Origin of the sequence: Olleya aquimaris (genome assembly GCF_003259525.1) — a bacterium.
GTDB lineage: Bacteria > Bacteroidota > Bacteroidia > Flavobacteriales > Flavobacteriaceae > Olleya > Olleya aquimaris.
On sequence record NZ_QLLO01000004.1, the window covers coordinates 259,599 to 278,294 of the forward strand.

The window sequence follows — 18,696 nt, forward strand, 5'->3', positions numbered from 1 at the left end:
ATCAAATGAATTTTAATTTTTTGTCTCCAGTTTCAGATACCGTATTAGCACATAATCAATTATTATCACCTTTATGTCTAGGTAGAAAAATTAAAATTCATTCTATACAAGAAGGGATTCCAGAATTAGATGACATAAAAATTGTCATACTCGGCGTTTTAGAAAACAGAAACGATGTTAATTATATAGGTGAAGATTTCAATTTAAATGAAATCAGAAAATCTTTATACACTTTATTTCCTGGTAGTTGGTCCACTACAATTGCAGATATTGGTGATATAGAAAAAGGGGAAACTGTAGAAGATACTTATTTTGCACTAAAAGAAACCTTAACTATTCTTATTCAAAAACGAATTATACCAATAGTAATTGGTGGTAGTCAAGACTTAACTTACGCAAATTATCGTGCATATGATAGTTTGATGCCAATGGTTAATATTGTTAATGTGGATAAGGCTTTTGATTTAGGAGATTCTTCCAAACCAATAAAAAACAACAGTTTTGTCGGAAAAATCATTTTAGACCAACCTTATAATTTATTTAATTATTCCACAATAGGTTATCAAACTTACTTTAATAGCCAAGAGGAAATCGATTTAATGGAGCGTTTATATTTTGAATCTTATAGATTAGGAGAGGTATCAAACGATATTACGCTTGTTGAACCAGTTATGAGAGATGCCAATATCGTAACATTAGATTTAGGAGTTTTAAAAGCAGCAGAAGTAAGTTTAAAACAAAAAGTGTCACCTAACGGTCTAGATGGAAAAGAAATTTGTGCAGTAGCAAGATATGCAGGAATAAGTAATAAAGTGACTTCCTTTGGTATTTATGAATATAAACCGTCTCATGATGATGAAATTACCTCAATGTTAATCTCACAGATGATTTGGTACTTTATAGAAGGTGTTAATTGTAGGGTAAAGGATGATGATTTTTCAAACGACAAGAATCATCAAAAATATATCACTTTGGCCGATTCTCATGAATTAATATTTTATAAAAGTACAAAAACAGGACGCTGGTGGATAGAAATACCATTTTTAGCAAATGTTAATAATAAATTAAAAAAGCATACGTTATTACCTTGCACGCATCAAGATTATTTAGATGCTTGTAACGATAAAATACCAGAAAGGTGGTATAAAGCGTATCAAAAGAACAATGTTTAAGGGTCATAGACGAACAGATAAACGACCTTTTATATCGTTAAAATGTAAATTTTTTACGATGAAATGTAAAATTTTTACGTTAAAAAGTTGTTTTTTAGAAAATATATAAATATGTTTACGCTCTCAAAAATAGTTAGAGTATTAAATTAACCTCGAGTTTTACAATGAATATGAAGAAGTTTGTATTATTAACAGCGGTTTTCGCACTATTAGTAAGTTGTGGATCAAAAGATAAAGGACAACTAGTAGGTGCCAAAGGAAAAAAATGGCATCCAGAAAAACCATATGGTATGACATTAGTACCAGGCGGAGCATTTATTATGGGTAAAGCAGACGATGATCTTGCAGGTATCCAAGATGCGCCAGCTAAAACAGTGACAGTAGCTTCCTTCTATATGGACGAAACAGAAATCACAAATAGTGAGTATCGTCAGTTTGTAGAATGGGTTAGAGATTCAACCATCCGTACAAAATTAGCAATTCTTGCAGATGAGGTGGGTATGACTGCTGAAGATGGTGGTATCGGAGAATATGCATTTAAAGATGCAGATACTACAGATATGTCTGCTTACGAAAAGTACATGATTGATAATTATAGTGGTTTAGGTGAAACAGGTTACGAAGGTAGAAAACTTAACTATGATGTTGATTTAATATTTGATACAGAAGATTATCCAGACGAATATTATGTAGAGGTAATGGATACTATGTATTTACCATTAGAAGAATCTTACAACGGTCAACGTACTTGGGATGTTACTAAATTTAAGTTCCAATATACTTACATGGATATTGCTAAAGCAGCAAAAAACAAAAACTTACGTCGTAAAGATGTAATTATTAAAGAAGAAGTAGAAATCTATCCAGATACTACAGCTTGGATTAGAGATTTTGCTTACTCTTATAACGAGCCAATGCATAACGACTATTTCTGGCATGACGCTTATAGCGATTACCCAGTAGTTGGTGTGTCATGGCAACAAGCAAAAGCATTTTGTGAGTGGAGAACTAAATACCACAACGATTACAGAAGATCAAGAAAAATACATAACGTAGGTCGTTACAGATTACCATCAGAAGCGCAGTGGGAATATGCTGCAAGAGGTGGTCTTCAAGCTGCAACTTTCCCTTGGGGAGGACCGTATGCTAAAAACGATAGAGGATGCTTTATGGCAAACTTTAAACCATTACGTGGTGACTATGCAGCAGATCAATCTTTATATACTGTAGAGGCTGATGCTTACGAGCCAAATGACTTTAACTTATATAATATGGCAGGAAACGTTTCAGAATGGGTAGACTCTTCTTACGATCCAGCATCATATGAATATGCTTCAACTATTAATCCTAGCGTTAATGATCCTAACAACAAACGTAAAGTAGTACGTGGAGGTTCATGGAAAGATGTTGCTTATTTTCTTCAAGTTAGCTCAAGAGATTATGAGTATGCAGATTCTGCAAGAAGTTACATAGGTTTCAGAACTGTTCAAGATTATATGGGAACAGATATAACTGCTAACGCAAGAAAATAAAATTAAAACTAAATAATAATCATTAACCTACTTAAGTAATTAAACTTAACAACTAAAACTCAGAAATTATGGCACAAAAAGGAAAAATCACAGTAACTAATATGATCTACGGATTAGGAGCAGCAATCGTAATTATTGGAGCTTTATTCAAAATTCAGCACTGGCCTTACGGTTCTTTAATCTTAACTATTGGTATGATTGTAGAAGCGCTTGTATTTACATATTCGGCTTTTGAAAGACAACAATCAGATTTAGACTGGTCTTTAGTATATCCAGAATTAGCTGGAGGACAATCTTTAGGTAAAAAAGGAAAAGAAGATCCAAAAGAAGCTGAAGGATTATTATCTAAAAAATTAGATAACTTATTAAAAGAAGCTAAAATTGATGGCGAATTAATGGCTAGCTTAGGCGAAAGCATTAAAAACTTTGAAGGTGCTGCTAAAGGTATTGCACCAACAGTAGATTCTATGGCTGCAACAAAAAAATATGGCGAAGAAATGTCATTAGCTGCTGCACAAATGGAGTCTTTAAATAGTCTTTACAAAGTACAAATGGAAAGCGCTAGTCGTCAAGCATCTATTAATGAAGAAGCTGTAGAAAATGCTACTAAATTAAAAGAGCAAATGCAATCTTTAGCATCTAACTTATCTTCATTAAATGGAGTTTACGGTGGAATGTTATCTGCAATGAACAAAAACTAATTAGGTTTAGTATAATTAATAACTTAAAACTAATTAGAAATGGCAGGAGGAAAACAGTCCGCAAGACAAAAAATGATTAACTTGATGTACTTAGTATTTATTGCGATGATTGCAATGAATATGTCAAAAGAAGTATTATCAGCATTCGGTTTAATGAATGCAAAGTTAATAGACAATAACCAATCAGCAGACGTGCGTAATGCTCAATTTATGCAAGGATTAGCTGATAAGGTAGAAGAACAACCAGCAAAATATGCACCTTTAAAAGCAGATGCAGACCAAATTACAGCTTTAGGAAACGATTTAAGTACATACTTAGAAGACCTAAAAGGTAAAATGACAGCAACTGTTAAAGATCCAAGTAACTATGAGACTATGGATGGTACAGACTGGTTAGACCAATATTTCTTTAATGGTGATAAAATCACTCCAAAAGGACAAGAATTTTTAGGAAAAATTGCAGATTATAGAAACGGAGTAAAAGCTGTATTAGCAGACAATCCAGATCTTAAAGATATCGTTGCTGATGTAGAAAAGAAATTTGCTACAGATAAAGTAACCAACAATGATGGTAAAAAATTAGAGTGGTTAGACTATCACTATAAAGGATTCCCATTAGTAGCATCAATGACTAAGATGACTCAATTACAGTCAGACATTAAGACTACTGAAGCAGAGATGTTATCATCTATGTTAGCAGGAAAGCTTAAAGTAGAAGCATCTTTAACAAATTTTGAAGCTATTGTTGTTGCAGATAAAACAGCATTCTTTAACGGAGAGCAGTTTTCAGGAAAAATCATCTTAGGTAAAAACGATAAAACATTACGTGCTGATAAAGTAATCGTAAATGGACAAGAGTTACCAGAAGATGCTATGCAAGCTGGTCAAACTTTATTAAAGTTCCCTGCTGGAAGAGTTGGAGAGCAAAAAATTAAAGGAGAATTTCAATTCAAAGAAGGAGATTCAATCATTACTTTACCATTTGAAAGTTCTTACGCGGTAATACCTAAACCAAACGCTGCAACAATTTCTGCAGATAAAATGAATGTAGTGTATAGAGGTGTACCAAACCCAATGACTATTTCATTTGCAGGTGTACCAGATAATAAAGTACAAGCATCTGCAACAGGTTTATCACCAAAAGGTGGTGGAAAATATATCATGACTCCTGGTACAGGAAAAGAAGTAACAATTAATGTTACAGGTACATTACCTGATGGAACTAAAGTGTCTGATAATGCTAAATTTAGAATTAAAGACATTCCAAAACCATTTGGAGAAATTGCAGGTAGAGCTGAAGGATCGTTACCACGTAACAACATAGAAATTGGTACTATCAAAGCTGTATTTGATGATTTTGATTTTGATTTACCATTAACAGTAACGTCATTTAAATTTAAAGTTCCTGGACAAGCAACAGTTAATGTGTCAGGAAACAAATTAAATGGTCAAGCTAAAGCTGCTTTAAGAAAAGCTAGACGTGGTGATGCTGTTCAGATATTTGATATCAAATCTAAGCCAAGCGGAGCTAATGTTAGAATTAAGCCTGCAAGCCCAATTTCAATAGAAGTTGCTAACTAATCAAAATTATTTGATTAAATAAATATTAAAATAAATTTCAGATGAATTATAAATCTTTATTAGCAGTCGTATTTGGTGTAGCGTTTACCGCTCAAATCAATGCGCAATCTAATATTCTAAATGCAAAATCTCCAGAAGAGATTGGTGTTAGAACAGAAGAACAAAAAGCATTAGATAACGATAAACCTCTAGAATACGGTTACGTTGATGATAGAGATATTATGTTTGCTAAAATGACTTGGGAAAAAGTAGTTTTAGACGAGCGTGTAAACTTTCCGTTATATTATCCAGTAGACACTAATAATATTGGAAGTGAAAGACGTTCTTTATTTGATGTACTAACTAAAGCTATCGATGATGGTAAAATAGAAAACGTGTACAACGATTCTTATTTTACAGGAAGACGTACTAAAAAAGAGTTAGAACAAATTAGAACTGCTGTAGATACTATGGATATTGGATACGATCAGTTAAATGCTGATGGATATGTAGATCCAGAATATATTACAACAACTACTATTTCTTCTTATGATGTTTCTGCATACCTAATTAAAGGATTATGGTATTTTGACAAGCGTCAAGGAGAGCTTAAATACAGACTTTTAGGATTAGCTCCTGCTGCTCCAGATGTTAACTATGTTAACTCAGATGACGAAGCCAACAAAGAGCCAATTCCATTATTTTGGATTTTCTATCCTGATGCTAGAGATGTATTACATGAAGCAAAAGCATTTAACTCAAAAAATAGTGCAATGCCATTTTCTTTTGATCACCTATTAAACTCAAGACGTTTTAATGGTATTATCTATAAAGAAGAAAATGTATTTGGAGACCGTAAGGTTGAAGAATATATAGCAGAAAATGCATTAATGCAATTAATGGAGTCTGAAAGAATTAAAGAAAAAATTAGAAACTTCGAACTAGACATGTGGTCTTACTAAAAGTAACTAATTAATCATATCAAAACGCGTACTGAAAAGTACGCGTTTTTTGTTTGTTACAGTTATAATTTGTCAAACGGACTACAATAAGAATCCACTAATTAGTTTTATTTTTGCGACATGGAAGTAGACTACATTATCGTTGGTTGTGGATTAGCAGGAATATCTTTTGCCGAAATACTAAAAGCAAACAACAAATCTTTTGTTGTTTTTGATGATAATTCTCAACAGTCATCAATAGTTGCTGGTGGTTTATACAATCCTGTGACTTTAAAACGCTTCACACCAGTTTGGAAAAGTCAGGAACAATTAGACCTAGCTTTACCGGTTTACCAAACTATTGAAAAAGACTTAGGGATTCAGTTAGATTATAAAATTGCTGTAAAACGTAGGTTTACTTCTACAGAAGAGCAAAACGAGTGGTTTGCAAGATCAGATAGACCAGGTTTAAAACCTTTTATAAATACAACTTTATCTGAAAATAATAACCCAAAAATTAAAGCTGATTTTAAATTAGGGGAAGTTTTACAAACTGGACGTATAGACACAAAGTTGTTGATTGAAAAATACAGACAAGCATTATCTAACAAAAAGTTAATCATCACAGAACAGTTTAAATATGATAAACTAATAATAAATGCTAATGGTGTCGACTACAAAAATATTAGTGCAAAACACATGGTGTTTGCTGAAGGCTTTGGTGTAAAAAATAATCCATTTTTTAATCATTTGCCATTACAAGGTTCTAAGGGACAATTATTAACTATTCATGCGCCAGACTTAAAATTAGACTATGTTTTAAAGTCTAGTGTGTTTATCATCCCTTTAGGCAATGATTTGTATCGTATCGGAGCAACCTACGAGCAAAATGATAAAAATAACTCCATTACACAAGAAGCAAAACAAACGCTCTTAGATAAGCTTAAAACATTTACAGATTTTAATTTTGAAGTAGTCAATCACGTTGCAGGAGTTAGACCAACTGTAAAAGACAGAAAACCATTGGTAGGGCAGCATCATACCCATAAAAACCTTCACATCTTAAATGGAATGGGTTCTAGAGGTGTCATGATAGCTCCTTATATAGCAAATCAACTCTTTAATTGTATTGAAAATAATACTCCTCTAGATATAGAAATTGATTGTTCTAGATTTAATTATTTGTTTTGAGCTTCAGATAACTTATTTTTTGAAGCTATAGATTTATCATAACTCATAAAAATATTAATCCAAATATTTCTTGAAAGTCTTATAATCACAGGGTAAAAGACAATCATAGTTGCAATAATGGCAATAAAAGCAGTATTTAAACTAGTTTTTAAAAACAAAAAACTAATTACAAAAGCAGCAACTGCAAACGCAATTCCAACGCCATAACTTACATACATAGAACCATAAAAAAAAGATGGTTCAATTTTATATTTGGTATGACAATTACTACAACGCTCATGCATACTAAATAATTTGCTTAAATGATACGGATTGGGATGAGTATACATAGATTCTTCATGACATTTAGGGCATTTTCCAGTAAAAATCCCATATAATTTTGAGCCTTTTTTAAACATAATAATTGTGTACTTTTGCAATTCGAAAAAACCAATGTTTTGAAGTTGTTACTTCAAATACAAAATTAAGTTTTATTCGGTCAATAGTAAGTAACAAAAGTCACAAATAGATGCTAAATATTCATAATTTATCAATTTCATTTCAAGGAGAATACCTGTTTGAAGATATTACTTTCAAATTAGGTCATGGAGATAGGGTTGGACTAATTGGTAAAAATGGAGCAGGTAAGTCTACTATGCTTAAGATTTTGTCTAAAGAAATGGAGCCAGATACTGGTCAAATTGCTGCTGACAAAGAATTAAAAATTGGCTTTTTAAAACAAGATATCGATTTTACTTTTGGACGTACTGTATTAGAGGAATCTTACCAGGCATTTACAGAAATCAAAGCTTTAGAAGCAAAATTAGAATCCATTAATTCTCAATTGGCAGAGCGTACCGATTACGAAAGCGAAGCGTATCATGATTTAATGGTAGAATTAAATGACATCCAACATCAATACGAAATAATTGGAGGTTATAATTATCAAGGTGAAACCGAAAAAATTCTACAAGGGTTAGGGTTTAAACGCGATGATTTTAATAAACTAACAGATACATTTTCTGGTGGATGGCGTATGCGTATAGAGTTAGCAAAATTATTATTACAAAATAATGATGTTTTATTACTAGATGAGCCTACCAACCACTTAGATATTGAGTCAATTATTTGGTTAGAAGGTTTCCTAAAAAATTATCCTGGAGCAGTAGCTATAGTATCACACGATAAAATGTTTTTAGATAATGTTACTAATCGTACTATTGAGATTTCTTTAGGAAGAATTTATGACTATCCAAAACCATATACCAAGTACTTAGTGCTTCGTGAAGAAATTAGAACACAACAATTAGCGTCTCAAAAAAATCAACAAAAACAAATAGAACAAACAGAAAAATTAATTGAAAAGTTTCGTGCTAAAGCTAGTAAAGCTACTATGGCGCAATCTTTAATTAAAAAACTGGATAAGATTGATAGAATAGAGGTGGACGAGGATGATAATAGTGTGATGACCTTAAACTTTCCAGTTTCTATCACACCAGGAAAAGTCGTAGTAGAAGCCGAAAATATTTCAAAAAGTTATGGTGATAACCACGTTTTAAGCCATGTTAATTTAATGGTGGAGCGTGATATTAAAACAGCTTTTGTTGGACAAAATGGTCAAGGTAAATCAACTTTAGCAAAAATTATTGTAGGCGAATTAAAACATGAAGGCAAATTAAAACTAGGACATAATGTACAAATCGGTTACTTTGCTCAGAATCAAGCCGAATATTTAGACGGAAGCAAGACCGTTTTAGACACCATGATTGATGCTGCAAATGAAACCAACAGAAGCAAAGTACGTGACATTTTAGGGTCTTTTTTATTTAGAGGTGAAGAAGTAGATAAATACGTGAGAGTCTTGTCAGGTGGCGAGCGTAACCGTTTAGCATTAGCAAAACTAATGTTGCAACCGTTTAATGTATTGGTAATGGATGAGCCCACTAACCACTTAGATATAAAATCAAAAAATGTTTTAAAAGAAGCGTTGCAACGCTTTGAAGGAACATTAATTTTAGTATCGCATGATAGAGATTTTTTACAAGGGTTAACCAACACTGTTTTTGAATTTAAAGATGGAAATATCAAAGAATATTTAGGAGATATAGATTTTTACTTAGAACAACGCAACGTTCAAAATTTAAGAGAAGTCGAAAAGCGTACAGTGGTTAAAGCTGAAGCTAAAACAACACCTAAACAATCTTATGAAGACCAAAAGAAACTAAAGTCTTTAAATAATAAACTAAGTAACTGCGAGTCTAAAATCAGTCAACTTGAAAAAGAAATTAAAGAGATTGATGTCGAATTAGCTACTAATTACGATCAAACAGTCGCAAAACCAAACTTTTTTGACCAATATCAGGCAAAAAAAGCTAAATTAGAAAAACTAATGCAGGACTGGGAAACTATTACTTTAGAACTGGAACAATTTTCATAACTAGTTTTTAGCTTTTTTTTAACGTTTAGCCTATAAACTAAAGTCTAATTTTGCAGTCTTACTATCAAAACCAATTACATGCGCAAAATTATACTAGCCATTATAGGAGTTTTACTTATAATAGCCTCTTTTTTATTTGCTAAAAAGCTTATTGCAGATAAAAACAAACCAAAACCAGTAGCTGCTAAAGTCATTAAAACTGTCTTTATAGATACGGTTCAAAATTCAACTATTCCTATTGTTATTCCTGCACAAGGTAACTTAACAGCTAAACAGCGTGTAGAGTTATACGCAGAGGTGCAAGGTGTTTTTAGACCAGGAAGCAAATTGTTTAAAGCGGGTCAAACCTACAGACAAGGTCAAACCTTAATTCGTGTTGATGCTTCAGAGTATTATGCAAGTGTGCAATCTGCAAAAAGCAATTTGTATAATTCTATTGCTGCAATTATGCCAGATTTACGATTGGATTTTTCGGATATATTTCAAAAATGGCAATCGTATTTAAATGGTTTCGACTTAAATAAAACTACGCCAAAGTTACCAGAAATGACCTCAGATAAAGAAAACTATTTTATTACTGGACGTGGTATTGTAACCAATTACTATAATGTTAAAAATTTAGAACAACGCTTAGCAAAGTATTCAATAACTGCTCCGTTTTCAGGAATTTTAACAGAAGCTTTGGTAACAGAAGGGTCTTTAATTAGAAATGGTCAAAAGTTAGGAGAATTTATTAATCCTTCTGTTTATGAAATGGAGGTAGCAATCAGTAAATCTTTTGCTAATATTTTAAAAGTAGGAGAAAGTGTTAGCTTGACCAATCTTGATAAAACTGAATCTTATACAGGAACTGTATCACGTGTTAATGGTAGTATAGATGCTGCAACACAAACCATAACAGTTTTTATAGAGGTAAAAGACAGTAACCTTAAAGAAGGCATGTATCTAGAAGCTAATTTAGATGCTAAGCAAATTGAAAATGCTATAGAAATAGACCGAAATTTATTACTAGAGGACCAACAAATTTTTGTTGTTAAAGACAGTGTATTGGACATGATTCCTGCAAAACCTATTCATTTTTCAGATACAAAGGTGGTTTTAAAAGATGTACCAAACGGAACCGTTATTTTAAAACGAGCAGTTCCAGGTGCATATGCTGGGATGTTAGTAAAACCATTTACAGAAAACGTTCAAGCTAAAGACTCGATTAAGTAATGAGAAAAATAATTGCTTATTTTATCAAATATCATGTAGCTGTAAATGTATTTATTATTGCATTTATTGCATTTGGTATCCTTGGAGTTATGTCGCTTAAATCGTCATTTTTTCCTTTAGTAGAATCCAAAATAATTAATATTAACATTACCTATCCAGGTGCTTCTCCTCAAGAAATTGAAGAAGGTATTGTTCTTCAAATAGAAGACAACTTAAAGGGTTTAAAGGGTATTGATCGTGTCACATCAGTGTCTAGGGAAAATAGCGGAACCATAACAGTTGAAATCGAAAAAGGTGAAAACCTAGATTTCATGTTATTAGAAGTTAAAAATGCTGTAGATCGTGTACCTTCCTTTCCCTCAGGAATGGAGCCTTTAGTGGTGTCTAAACGAGAGGAAGTACGTCAAACCATATCTTTTGCTTTAAGCGGAAAAGACATTCCGTTAGCAACACTAAAGCAATTGGGTCGTCAAGTCGAAAACGATTTACGAGCAATTGATGGGATTTCTCAAATTGAAGTATCAGGTTATCCTGCAGAAGAAATAGAAATTGCAGTAAACGAAAATAGTTTATTGGCCTATAATTTAACCTTTACAGATGTTGCCAATGCAGTAAGCACTTCAAATATTTTGGTTACTGGTGGAAATATTAAAACTGATGCAGAAGAATATTTAATTAGAGCCAATAATAAGCAATATTATGGTGACGAATTATCCAACATTATTGTTAAAGCGTCTCCAGACGGTAAAGTTGTACGCTTAAAAGATGTAGCTATTATCAGAGATCGTTTTTCTGAAACACCAAATGCTACCTATTTTAATCAGCAACTATCTATAGATATTACAGTAACAAGTACTAATAATGAGGACTTAATTACTTCTGCAGATAAAGTAAAAGAATATATCGAATCTTATAACCAAAAGTACAGTAATGTGCAATTAGACGTGGTTAGAGATTTATCTATTACACTAAACCAACGTACTAAACTGTTAACAGAAAATGCTATAGTTGGGATGCTTTTAGTGCTTATATTTCTGTCTATATTTTTAAATACTAGATTGGCTTTTTGGGTAGCTTTTGGGTTGCCAATTTCGTTTTTAGGGATGTTTATTTTTGCAGGTCAGTTTGATGTGACCATAAACGTATTATCGTTATTTGGGATGATAATCGTTATTGGAATTTTAGTAGATGACGGAATTGTTATTGCAGAAAATATCTATCAACATTACGAGAAAGGCAAAACTCCAAAGCAAGCAGCTATAGATGGTACTATGGAAGTAATTCCGCCAGTAGTTTCGGCTATTATTACAACAGTATTAGCCTTTTCATTATTCTTGTTTTTAGATAGTCGTATTGGTGAGTTTTTTGGAGAAGTTTCTGTAATAGTTATTCTAACTTTAGCAGTATCGCTTATTGAAGCCCTAATTATTTTACCTGCGCATTTGGCGCACTCTAAAGCATTAAAACCTCAGGTTCAAGAAGAAAACCCTTCTAAAATGAAGCAGTTTTTTGCTAAAATGAGAGGTATAAATAAAGCTGGAGACCGCTTTATGTCTTTTTTAAGAGATAAAGTATATGCACCAACTTTAGACTTTGTTCTTCAATTTAAAATGCTCTCGTTAGGAATTTTTGTTGCTCTGTTAATTTTAACTTTTGGTTCAATTGGTGGTGGTATCATAGGTGTAACACTGTTTCCAAGTATTGCTAGTGATACCGTTTCTATAGAATTAGCAATGCCTAATGGAACCAATGTAAAGGTTACAGATTCTATCATTTCTATGATTGAAGAAAAGTCTTTTATTGTTAATCAAGAGCTAACAGACAAGTATCTAAAAGGAACAGACAAACAACTTTTTGAAAACACCATTTTAAGTATTAACAGTAGTTCTAATGCTACATTAAGAATAAACATGCTTCCTGGAGAAGAACGTCCAGATGCCATAAAAGCCTCAATGGTTGCTAACCGATTAAGAGAGTTGGTAGGACCAGTTATTGGTACAGAACGTTTAATTTTTGGGTCCGGAGGAAACTTTGGTGGTAGTCCAGTATCTGTGTCTTTATTAAGTAATAATATTGAAGAATTAAAAGCTTCTAAAAAAGAATTAAAAGATTATTTGGAAACTAATCCGCTACTAAAAGATGTTGCAGATAATGATCCTGCTGGAATCAAAGAAATTAGATTAGAACTTAAAGAAAGCGCCTATTTACTAGGTTTAGATTTAAGAACTGTCATGACTCAAGTTCGTGCTGGATTTTTTGGTGCGCAAGCTCAACGTTTTCAACGTGGACAGGATGAAATTAGAGTTTGGGTACGTTACGATTCTGCAAACAGAAACTCGATTAACGATTTAGACGATATGCGTATAGTAACACCAACTGGACAGCGTGTTACACTTAAAGATATTGCAACTTATACTATAGAACGTGGTGATGTAGCTATTAACCATTTAGAGGGTCAGCGTGAGATACAGGTCTCTGCAGATTTAAAAGATCCAAGTACTAGTAACACTGATATTTTAGATGATATTCGTAATAATTTCATTCCGCAATTACAGTCTAAATATCCAACAATTACTGCTTCTTTTGAAGGTCAAAATCGTGAAGCAAGTAAGCTTTCCTCTTCATTAGCAAAAGCAGGTATCCCAATATTACTGCTTATTTACATTGTTATTGCTTTTACTTTTAGAAGTTATAGTCAGCCTATATTGTTACTACTGTTAGTGCCTTTTAGTTTAACAGCAGTAGCTTGGGGACACTGGTTATTAGGTTTTCCTGTTAATATATTATCATTATTAGGTATCATCGCATTAATAGGCATCATGGTTAATGATGGACTAGTTTTAATTGGGAAATTCAACAGCAATTTAAGAGAAGGCATGTCATTTGACCTGGCATTATCTGAAGCTGGAAAATCACGTTTCAGAGCTATTTTCTTAACGTCTTTAACAACAGTTGCAGGATTAGCACCTTTGCTATTAGAAAAAAGTAGACAAGCTCAATTTTTAAAGCCTATGGCGATTTCTATTTCTTTCGGAATTGCTTATGCAACCATTTTAACCTTATTGGTATTGCCATTATTTTTATCGTTTAGCAATAGTATTAAACAAAAAGGAAAATGGTTATATACAGGTAATGATGTGACTAAAGAAGAAGTAGAACGTGCAATAAAAGAACAACATGAAGAAAACCAGCATTAAAAACAGTCTACTAATTGCAATGTTGTCTTGTGTTACATTAATACAAGCACAACAATTATTAACGCAGGAGGAAGCTGTGCAGTTAGCTTTAGAAAATAACTACGGAATTAAAATTGCTAAAAACACAGTTGAAGTAGCAGAAAATAATACCAGTATTTTAAACTCTGGGTTTTTACCAACGTTAACAGGAAATGCAGGTGCAACCTACAATATTGATAATACTGAAGCCGAATTTTCTAACGGAAATACAACCGTTTTAAATGGAGCAGAAAGTAATAGATATAATGCTTCTTTAAACTTAAATTATACCATTTTTGATGGTTTAGGTAGACGTTATAATTATAAGCGACTAAAAGAACAATATCAATTATCTCAGTTACAAGCTCGAGAAACCATTGAAAACACTATAGTTCAACTGTTTACTGTTTACTATAATGTTGCACAGTTATCAGAAAACAAATTAGCTTTAGAGCAAACATTGGTTGTGTCTAAAGACAGACTTCAACGTGCCCAATATCAATTTGAATATGGTCAAAACACTAAGTTAGGTGTTTTAAATGCTGAAGTAGATATTAACAACGATAGTATTAATATTATCAATGCCAATCAGCAATTAAAAAATGCAAAGCGCGATTTAAACGTGGTATTAGGTAATACATTTACTAATGATTTTAATGTAGATACCACTATTAATTTTGCGCTTCAATTTCAAAAAGACAGCTTATTTGAAAAAGCTAAACAACGCAATGTGGCATTGCTTCAAACCGAAAAAAATATAGCTATAAGTCAGTTGGATATTAAGTCAGGAAAATCTGCTTATTTGCCTACTATTGGCTTAACTGGGACATACGGTTGGAACGAGAATAATAACAATGCTGCATCCTTTGTTGCTGTGTCAACTAATACAGGTTTATCTGGAGGCTTAAACTTATCTTGGAATTTATTTGATGGCGGAAACACCTTAACTAGAGTAAAAAATGCTAAGGTTAACTTAGAGACCCAACAGCTTCAGAAAGAAAATATTTTAATAGGAATAGAACGTGATTTTAATAACGCTTGGGACGATTATCAAAATAAGCTAAATATCTATAACATTCAGGAAAATAATATTTTGACATCACAAAGCAATTTTGAGCGTACACAAGAGCAGTTTAAAATAGGTCAAGTTAATTCAATCGAGTTTAGACAAGCACAGCTAAATTTATTAAATGCAGAATTAAGCCGAAATCAAGCAAAATATCAAGCTAAATTAGCCGAGCTACAGCTTCTTCAATTAAGTGGCGAATTGCTAAACGTAGATTTTTAAGCTCTGATTATCAGGCATGTAATTAGTCGATAATTGTAGAATGATTTATTATAAATAACTCGTTTAATCGATAAAAAACCTCTTTTCAGCATCAAAATGTTAAATTTTTAAGCAGTTAATCGAAACAATTTGTTTTTAACCCTATATAAGGTTAGTTTTATTGTCTATTAGACCCCAAATCTAAAAACCTTATGAAAACCTTTAAACTAACTTTAGTTTTTTTACTATTTGCATGTTTATCATTTGCAAATGTTTCAAACTCAGAAAAACAAGCCTTAATAGCGCTTTACAATCAAACCAATGGAGCCCAATGGACAAACTCTTGGGATTTGGATGCTTCAATAGATACTTGGCATGGTGTAACCATCATTGATTCTAAAGTGGTAAGTTTAAATTTGTCCTTCAATAACTTACAAGGTCAAATACCATCAGAGATTGGACAGTTGTCCAATTTGCAAGTTTTAAATTTAAGCTTTAACAAGTTAAACGGAAAATTACCAGAGTCTATCTCTAAATTACAAGAATTATATTCTCTTCAATTATTTTTAAATAGATTAGAAGGACATATACCAAATTGGATAGGAAGCTTAAGTAACCTAGAATTTTTAGCATTACATAGTAATAAATTTACTGGTAAAATTCCTGAAGAAATTTCAAACTTAAAAAACTTAAAAAAATTAGAATTAGGAAGTAACTTTTTAGAAGGAAATATACCTTATTCAATTAAAAATTTAAAAAACCTACAAATATTAAGTCTTATTGATAACCAATTAGATGGCGAAATTCCTGAAAGTATAGTAGAATTAACTAATCTAGAAGAATTAGTGTTATCAAGTAATAACTTAACAGGATCATTACCATTCGAGTTATCTCAATTATCTAAACTAACTCTTTTAATGGTTAGTGACAATCAACTAAATAACGATTATGTAACTGTAGTTGATGATGCACCAACAAAAGTGACTTTGTTTTTAGAAGACGAAGAAATGGCAAGTAAAAACTAAAGTTTTATTAAAAATAGATATAAAATAGTCAACCTTTGGTTGGCTATTTTTATTTTTGGTAAAAAGTAAAATATGTTCGAACATTATTTTCAGTGTCCTTACTGTTGGGAAACCATCTCTATGCTATTAGATCCAAGTGTGTCTAAACAAACTTATGTAGAGGATTGTGAAGTGTGTTGTAACCCAATTCAAGTCTCACCACAATTTAATGACTCAGAACTTGTTGGTTTTGATGCAATTAATATAGAACAATAAAAATTTGTAAAATATGCTTGCAATATGTAAAAAGCATTGTATATTTGCAGTCCTAAATGTTTTTGTCGGCATTATGAACCGAAAGTTAAAAGCTAAGTAAAACATTTAAAATACAAATCGCGGGATAGAGCAGTAGGTAGCTCGTCGGGCTCATAACCCGAAGGTCACTGGTTCGAGTCCAGTTCCCGCTACTAAAAAAAGCTTCACTTTTTGTGAAGCTTTTTATTTATATACGTTTTTTGTCACGATCATTTTCTTTTTCTTCAATCTTAGGAATTATAGCGCGTTGCTGATTAAAAAACTGTTGTTGCATAGCTTCCATACGCTGTCTAATACTTTCTATGTCTGGGAAATCTGTTGTCATTTTATTTGAAAAAAACGAGTCAGAAAAAAACTGATTCATTATAGAATCTTGATCTTTAAAGCTAGAAAATTCAGAGAATCCAAAATTAGAAAAATGTTGTTTCATTCTAGATTGCATAGCGCTGTATATGCTATCAACTTCCATGCTATTAAATGACTTTAGGTTACCAGAACTAGAAGACCAACTGTAGATAGAGTCATATCTAATCACATTACCGTTTTCATCTACTTCTTTATTAACTTTCCAACTTACTTTAGGTTTCACTGTATCCTGAGGTGTTTCAGTTTTTGCAAAGTCTTGTTTTAACGTGTCATTATCTTGACCATTACAACTAGTAGCTAAAATTGCTACTAATGAAAATAAGATTAGTTTTTTCATTTTTTTACAATTTTAAGTTTTACTAAATAACAAATAACAAAAAAAATGCCAGTTGGTTTTTAACTTACATTTTGTCAGATATTTTATTTTTGCAAAATGATGGACAATTTTAAAAACGAATATTTTGGAATAGGCATCCAAAACGGAAAAACTCCAGAAAATTTGGGTGTACTGTGGCGATCGGCTCAAAATTTGGGTGCAAGTTTTATTTTCACCATTGGTAACAGATATGCAAAACAAGCTTGCGATACACACAATGCTGTAAAAGCTATGCCATACTATCATTATAACAATTTTGAAGACTTTTACAACCATTTACCAAAGGGGACCCGATTAGTTGGTGTCGAGTTAACAGAGCAAGCTATTCCGTTAGAAACGTTTAATCATCCCAGAAGATGTGTATATTTATTAGGTGCAGAAGATCATGGATTATCAAAAGCTGCAATAGAAAAATCACATTTTTTGGTTAAATTTAAATCTCAATTAAGCTTAAATGTATCTGTTGCTGGAAGTATTGTGATGTATGATAGAGGAATTAACAAACCAAGGTCGTAACTTTGCATTGTATTAAATAAGTTAAAATGAAACATAAAGCAGGTTTTGTAAATATTATAGGTAACCCTAATGTGGGTAAATCAACACTTATGAATGCGTTTGTAGGTGAAAAACTATCTATAATCACTTCTAAAGCGCAAACAACTAGACACAGAATTTTAGGTATTGTAAATGGTGAAGATTTTCAAGTTATTTTAAGCGATACTCCTGGAATTATAAAACCAGCTTATCAGCTGCAAGCCTCAATGATGGATTTTGTAAAATCCGCTTTTGACGATGCGGACGTTTTAATTTATATGGTTGAGATTGGCGAAAAAGAATTAAAAGACGAAGCCTTTTTTAAAAAAATAACCAACGCTAAAATACCTGTTTTACTTCTGCTTAATAAAATTGATAAATCCAATCAAGAACAGTTAGAAGAACAAGTGCAGCTGTGGGCAGAAAAAGTACCAAATGCAGAGATTATTGCAATTTCCGCTTTAGAAGGCTTTAATGTAAAAGAAGTGTTTGATAAAATTATAGAACTACTTCCAGAGTCGCCAGCATACTACCCAAAAGACCAATTAACAGATAAACCAGAACGTTTTTTTATAAACGAAACCATCCGTGAAAAAATATTAATGCACTACAAAAAAGAAATTCCTTATGCTGTAGAGATTGATACTGAAGAGTTTTTTGAAGAAGAAAATATCATTCGTGTACGTTCTGTTATTATGGTAGAGCGCGACACCCAAAAAGGAATCATTATAGGTCATAAAGGTGCTGCTTTAAAACGTGTAGGTGTTGAAGCTAGAAAAGATTTAGAAAAATTCTTTGGCAAGCAAATTCATTTAGAATTATATGTAAAAGTGAATAAAAACTGGAGAAGTAATCAGCGACAGTTAAAACGTTTTGGTTATAACCAATAGA

16 protein-coding genes and 1 tRNA gene are annotated in these 18,696 nt (G+C 32.1%); 15 read left to right on the forward strand and 2 right to left on the reverse strand.

What is annotated here, in order from left to right; genetic code table 11:
• The first annotated feature begins 5 nt into the window (after nt 1-5).
• From LY08_RS07580 to LY08_RS07605, 6 genes are all read left to right on the forward strand, one after another.
• The gene (locus LY08_RS07580) at nt 6-1,172 is read left to right on the forward strand and encodes a formimidoylglutamase (RefSeq protein WP_111659846.1); all 1,167 of its coding nucleotides are present in this window, start codon (nt 6-8) and stop codon (nt 1,170-1,172) included.
• 170 nt (nt 1,173-1,342) lie between these two features.
• Nucleotides 1,343-2,704: a type IX secretion system lipoprotein PorK/GldK gene (porK, locus tag LY08_RS07585; RefSeq protein WP_449406734.1), complete on the forward strand. Its 1,362-nt coding sequence runs from the start codon at nt 1,343-1,345 to the stop codon at nt 2,702-2,704.
• Between the two features lie 68 nt (nt 2,705-2,772).
• Complete coding sequence (gene porL, locus LY08_RS07590; protein WP_111659848.1) at nt 2,773-3,405, forward strand: type IX secretion system motor protein PorL/GldL; 633 nt, start codon at nt 2,773-2,775, stop codon at nt 3,403-3,405.
• A 39-nt stretch (nt 3,406-3,444) separates the two neighbouring features.
• Nucleotides 3,445-4,986: a type IX secretion system motor protein PorM/GldM gene (gene porM / locus LY08_RS07595; RefSeq protein WP_111659849.1), complete on the forward strand. Its 1,542-nt coding sequence runs from the start codon at nt 3,445-3,447 to the stop codon at nt 4,984-4,986.
• Nucleotides 4,987-5,027: 41 nt separating this feature from the next.
• Nucleotides 5,028-5,927, forward strand: a complete 900-nt coding sequence (gene porN, locus LY08_RS07600; protein WP_111659850.1) for a type IX secretion system ring subunit PorN/GldN — start codon at nt 5,028-5,030, stop codon at nt 5,925-5,927.
• Nucleotides 5,928-6,047: 120 nt separating this feature from the next.
• A complete protein-coding gene (locus LY08_RS07605) occupies nt 6,048-7,097 on the forward strand; it encodes an NAD(P)/FAD-dependent oxidoreductase (protein WP_111659851.1) in 1,050 nt (349 codons plus the stop codon).
• Here the strand turns inward: LY08_RS07605 and LY08_RS07610 are convergent.
• Complete coding sequence (locus LY08_RS07610; RefSeq protein ID WP_111659852.1) at nt 7,085-7,495, reverse strand: DUF983 domain-containing protein; 411 nt, start codon at nt 7,493-7,495, stop codon at nt 7,085-7,087. The two genes, LY08_RS07605 and LY08_RS07610, sit on opposite strands and share 13 nt — an antisense overlap.
• A gap of 110 nt (nt 7,496-7,605) precedes the next feature.
• On the opposite strand from LY08_RS07610, the gene LY08_RS07615 reads away from it, so the two are divergent.
• The 7 genes from LY08_RS07615 (at nt 7,606) to LY08_RS07645 (ending at nt 16,681) form a co-directional block, all read left to right on the forward strand.
• Nucleotides 7,606-9,513, forward strand: a complete 1,908-nt coding sequence (locus tag LY08_RS07615; RefSeq protein WP_111659853.1) for an ABC-F family ATP-binding cassette domain-containing protein — start codon at nt 7,606-7,608, stop codon at nt 9,511-9,513.
• 78 nt (nt 9,514-9,591) lie between these two features.
• Nucleotides 9,592-10,728 carry an efflux RND transporter periplasmic adaptor subunit gene (locus LY08_RS07620; RefSeq protein WP_111659854.1) on the forward strand — a complete coding sequence of 379 codons (1,137 nt, stop codon included), beginning with the start codon at nt 9,592-9,594 and terminating at the stop codon, nt 10,726-10,728.
• On the forward strand, nt 10,728-13,925 hold the full coding sequence (locus LY08_RS07625; protein ID WP_111659855.1) for an efflux RND transporter permease subunit: 3,198 nt from the start codon (nt 10,728-10,730) through the stop codon (nt 13,923-13,925). Before LY08_RS07620 ends, LY08_RS07625 begins: the two co-directional genes overlap by 1 nt.
• Complete coding sequence (locus LY08_RS07630; RefSeq protein ID WP_111659856.1) at nt 13,906-15,231, forward strand: TolC family protein; 1,326 nt, start codon at nt 13,906-13,908, stop codon at nt 15,229-15,231. Before LY08_RS07625 ends, LY08_RS07630 begins: the two co-directional genes overlap by 20 nt.
• 191 nt (nt 15,232-15,422) lie before the next feature.
• A complete protein-coding gene (locus LY08_RS07635; protein WP_111659857.1) occupies nt 15,423-16,235 on the forward strand; it encodes a leucine-rich repeat domain-containing protein in 813 nt (270 codons plus the stop codon).
• Nucleotides 16,236-16,307: 72 nt separating this feature from the next.
• Entirely contained in the window at nt 16,308-16,490 is a 183-nt protein-coding gene (locus tag LY08_RS07640) for a CPXCG motif-containing cysteine-rich protein (RefSeq protein WP_111659858.1), read from the forward strand.
• A 118-nt stretch (nt 16,491-16,608) separates the two neighbouring features.
• Nucleotides 16,609-16,681 (forward strand) — tRNA-Met (locus tag LY08_RS07645).
• A gap of 35 nt (nt 16,682-16,716) precedes the next feature.
• Here LY08_RS07645 and LY08_RS07650 read toward each other — a convergent pair.
• Complete coding sequence (locus LY08_RS07650) at nt 16,717-17,232, reverse strand: hypothetical protein (RefSeq protein WP_111659859.1); 516 nt, start codon at nt 17,230-17,232, stop codon at nt 16,717-16,719.
• A gap of 96 nt (nt 17,233-17,328) precedes the next feature.
• On the opposite strand from LY08_RS07650, the gene LY08_RS07655 reads away from it, so the two are divergent.
• Together LY08_RS07655 and era are read left to right on the forward strand one after the other, a co-directional pair.
• Entirely contained in the window at nt 17,329-17,787 is a 459-nt protein-coding gene (locus tag LY08_RS07655; RefSeq protein ID WP_111659860.1) for an RNA methyltransferase, read from the forward strand.
• A 26-nt stretch (nt 17,788-17,813) separates the two neighbouring features.
• Entirely contained in the window at nt 17,814-18,695 is an 882-nt protein-coding gene (gene era, locus LY08_RS07660; protein WP_111659861.1) for a GTPase Era, read from the forward strand.
• Nucleotide 18,696: the final 1 nt, after the last annotated feature.

Excerpts from the sequence above, each read along its gene's own strand:
- LY08_RS07630 (WP_111659856.1), top strand. The coding sequence starts at position 13,906 with ATGAAGAAAACCAGCATTAAAAACAGTCTACTAATTGCAATGTTGTCT.
- LY08_RS07655 (WP_111659860.1), top strand. The coding sequence starts at position 17,329 with ATGATGGACAATTTTAAAAACGAATATTTTGGAATAGGCATCCAAAAC.
- LY08_RS07605 (WP_111659851.1), top strand. The coding sequence starts at position 6,048 with ATGGAAGTAGACTACATTATCGTTGGTTGTGGATTAGCAGGAATATCT.
- LY08_RS07635 (WP_111659857.1), top strand. The coding sequence starts at position 15,423 with ATGAAAACCTTTAAACTAACTTTAGTTTTTTTACTATTTGCATGTTTA.
- LY08_RS07615 (WP_111659853.1), top strand. The coding sequence starts at position 7,606 with ATGCTAAATATTCATAATTTATCAATTTCATTTCAAGGAGAATACCTG.
- LY08_RS07610 (WP_111659852.1), bottom strand. The coding sequence starts at position 7,495 with ATGTTTAAAAAAGGCTCAAAATTATATGGGATTTTTACTGGAAAATGC.
- LY08_RS07625 (WP_111659855.1), top strand. The coding sequence starts at position 10,728 with ATGAGAAAAATAATTGCTTATTTTATCAAATATCATGTAGCTGTAAAT.
- porK (WP_449406734.1), top strand. The coding sequence starts at position 1,343 with ATGAAGAAGTTTGTATTATTAACAGCGGTTTTCGCACTATTAGTAAGT.
- porL (WP_111659848.1), top strand. The coding sequence starts at position 2,773 with ATGGCACAAAAAGGAAAAATCACAGTAACTAATATGATCTACGGATTA.
- era (WP_111659861.1), top strand. The coding sequence starts at position 17,814 with ATGAAACATAAAGCAGGTTTTGTAAATATTATAGGTAACCCTAATGTG.
- porM (WP_111659849.1), top strand. The coding sequence starts at position 3,445 with ATGGCAGGAGGAAAACAGTCCGCAAGACAAAAAATGATTAACTTGATG.
- LY08_RS07620 (WP_111659854.1), top strand. The coding sequence starts at position 9,592 with ATGCGCAAAATTATACTAGCCATTATAGGAGTTTTACTTATAATAGCC.
- porN (WP_111659850.1), top strand. The coding sequence starts at position 5,028 with ATGAATTATAAATCTTTATTAGCAGTCGTATTTGGTGTAGCGTTTACC.
- LY08_RS07640 (WP_111659858.1), top strand. The coding sequence starts at position 16,308 with ATGTTCGAACATTATTTTCAGTGTCCTTACTGTTGGGAAACCATCTCT.
- LY08_RS07580 (WP_111659846.1), top strand. The coding sequence starts at position 6 with ATGAATTTTAATTTTTTGTCTCCAGTTTCAGATACCGTATTAGCACAT.
- LY08_RS07650 (WP_111659859.1), bottom strand. The coding sequence starts at position 17,232 with ATGAAAAAACTAATCTTATTTTCATTAGTAGCAATTTTAGCTACTAGT.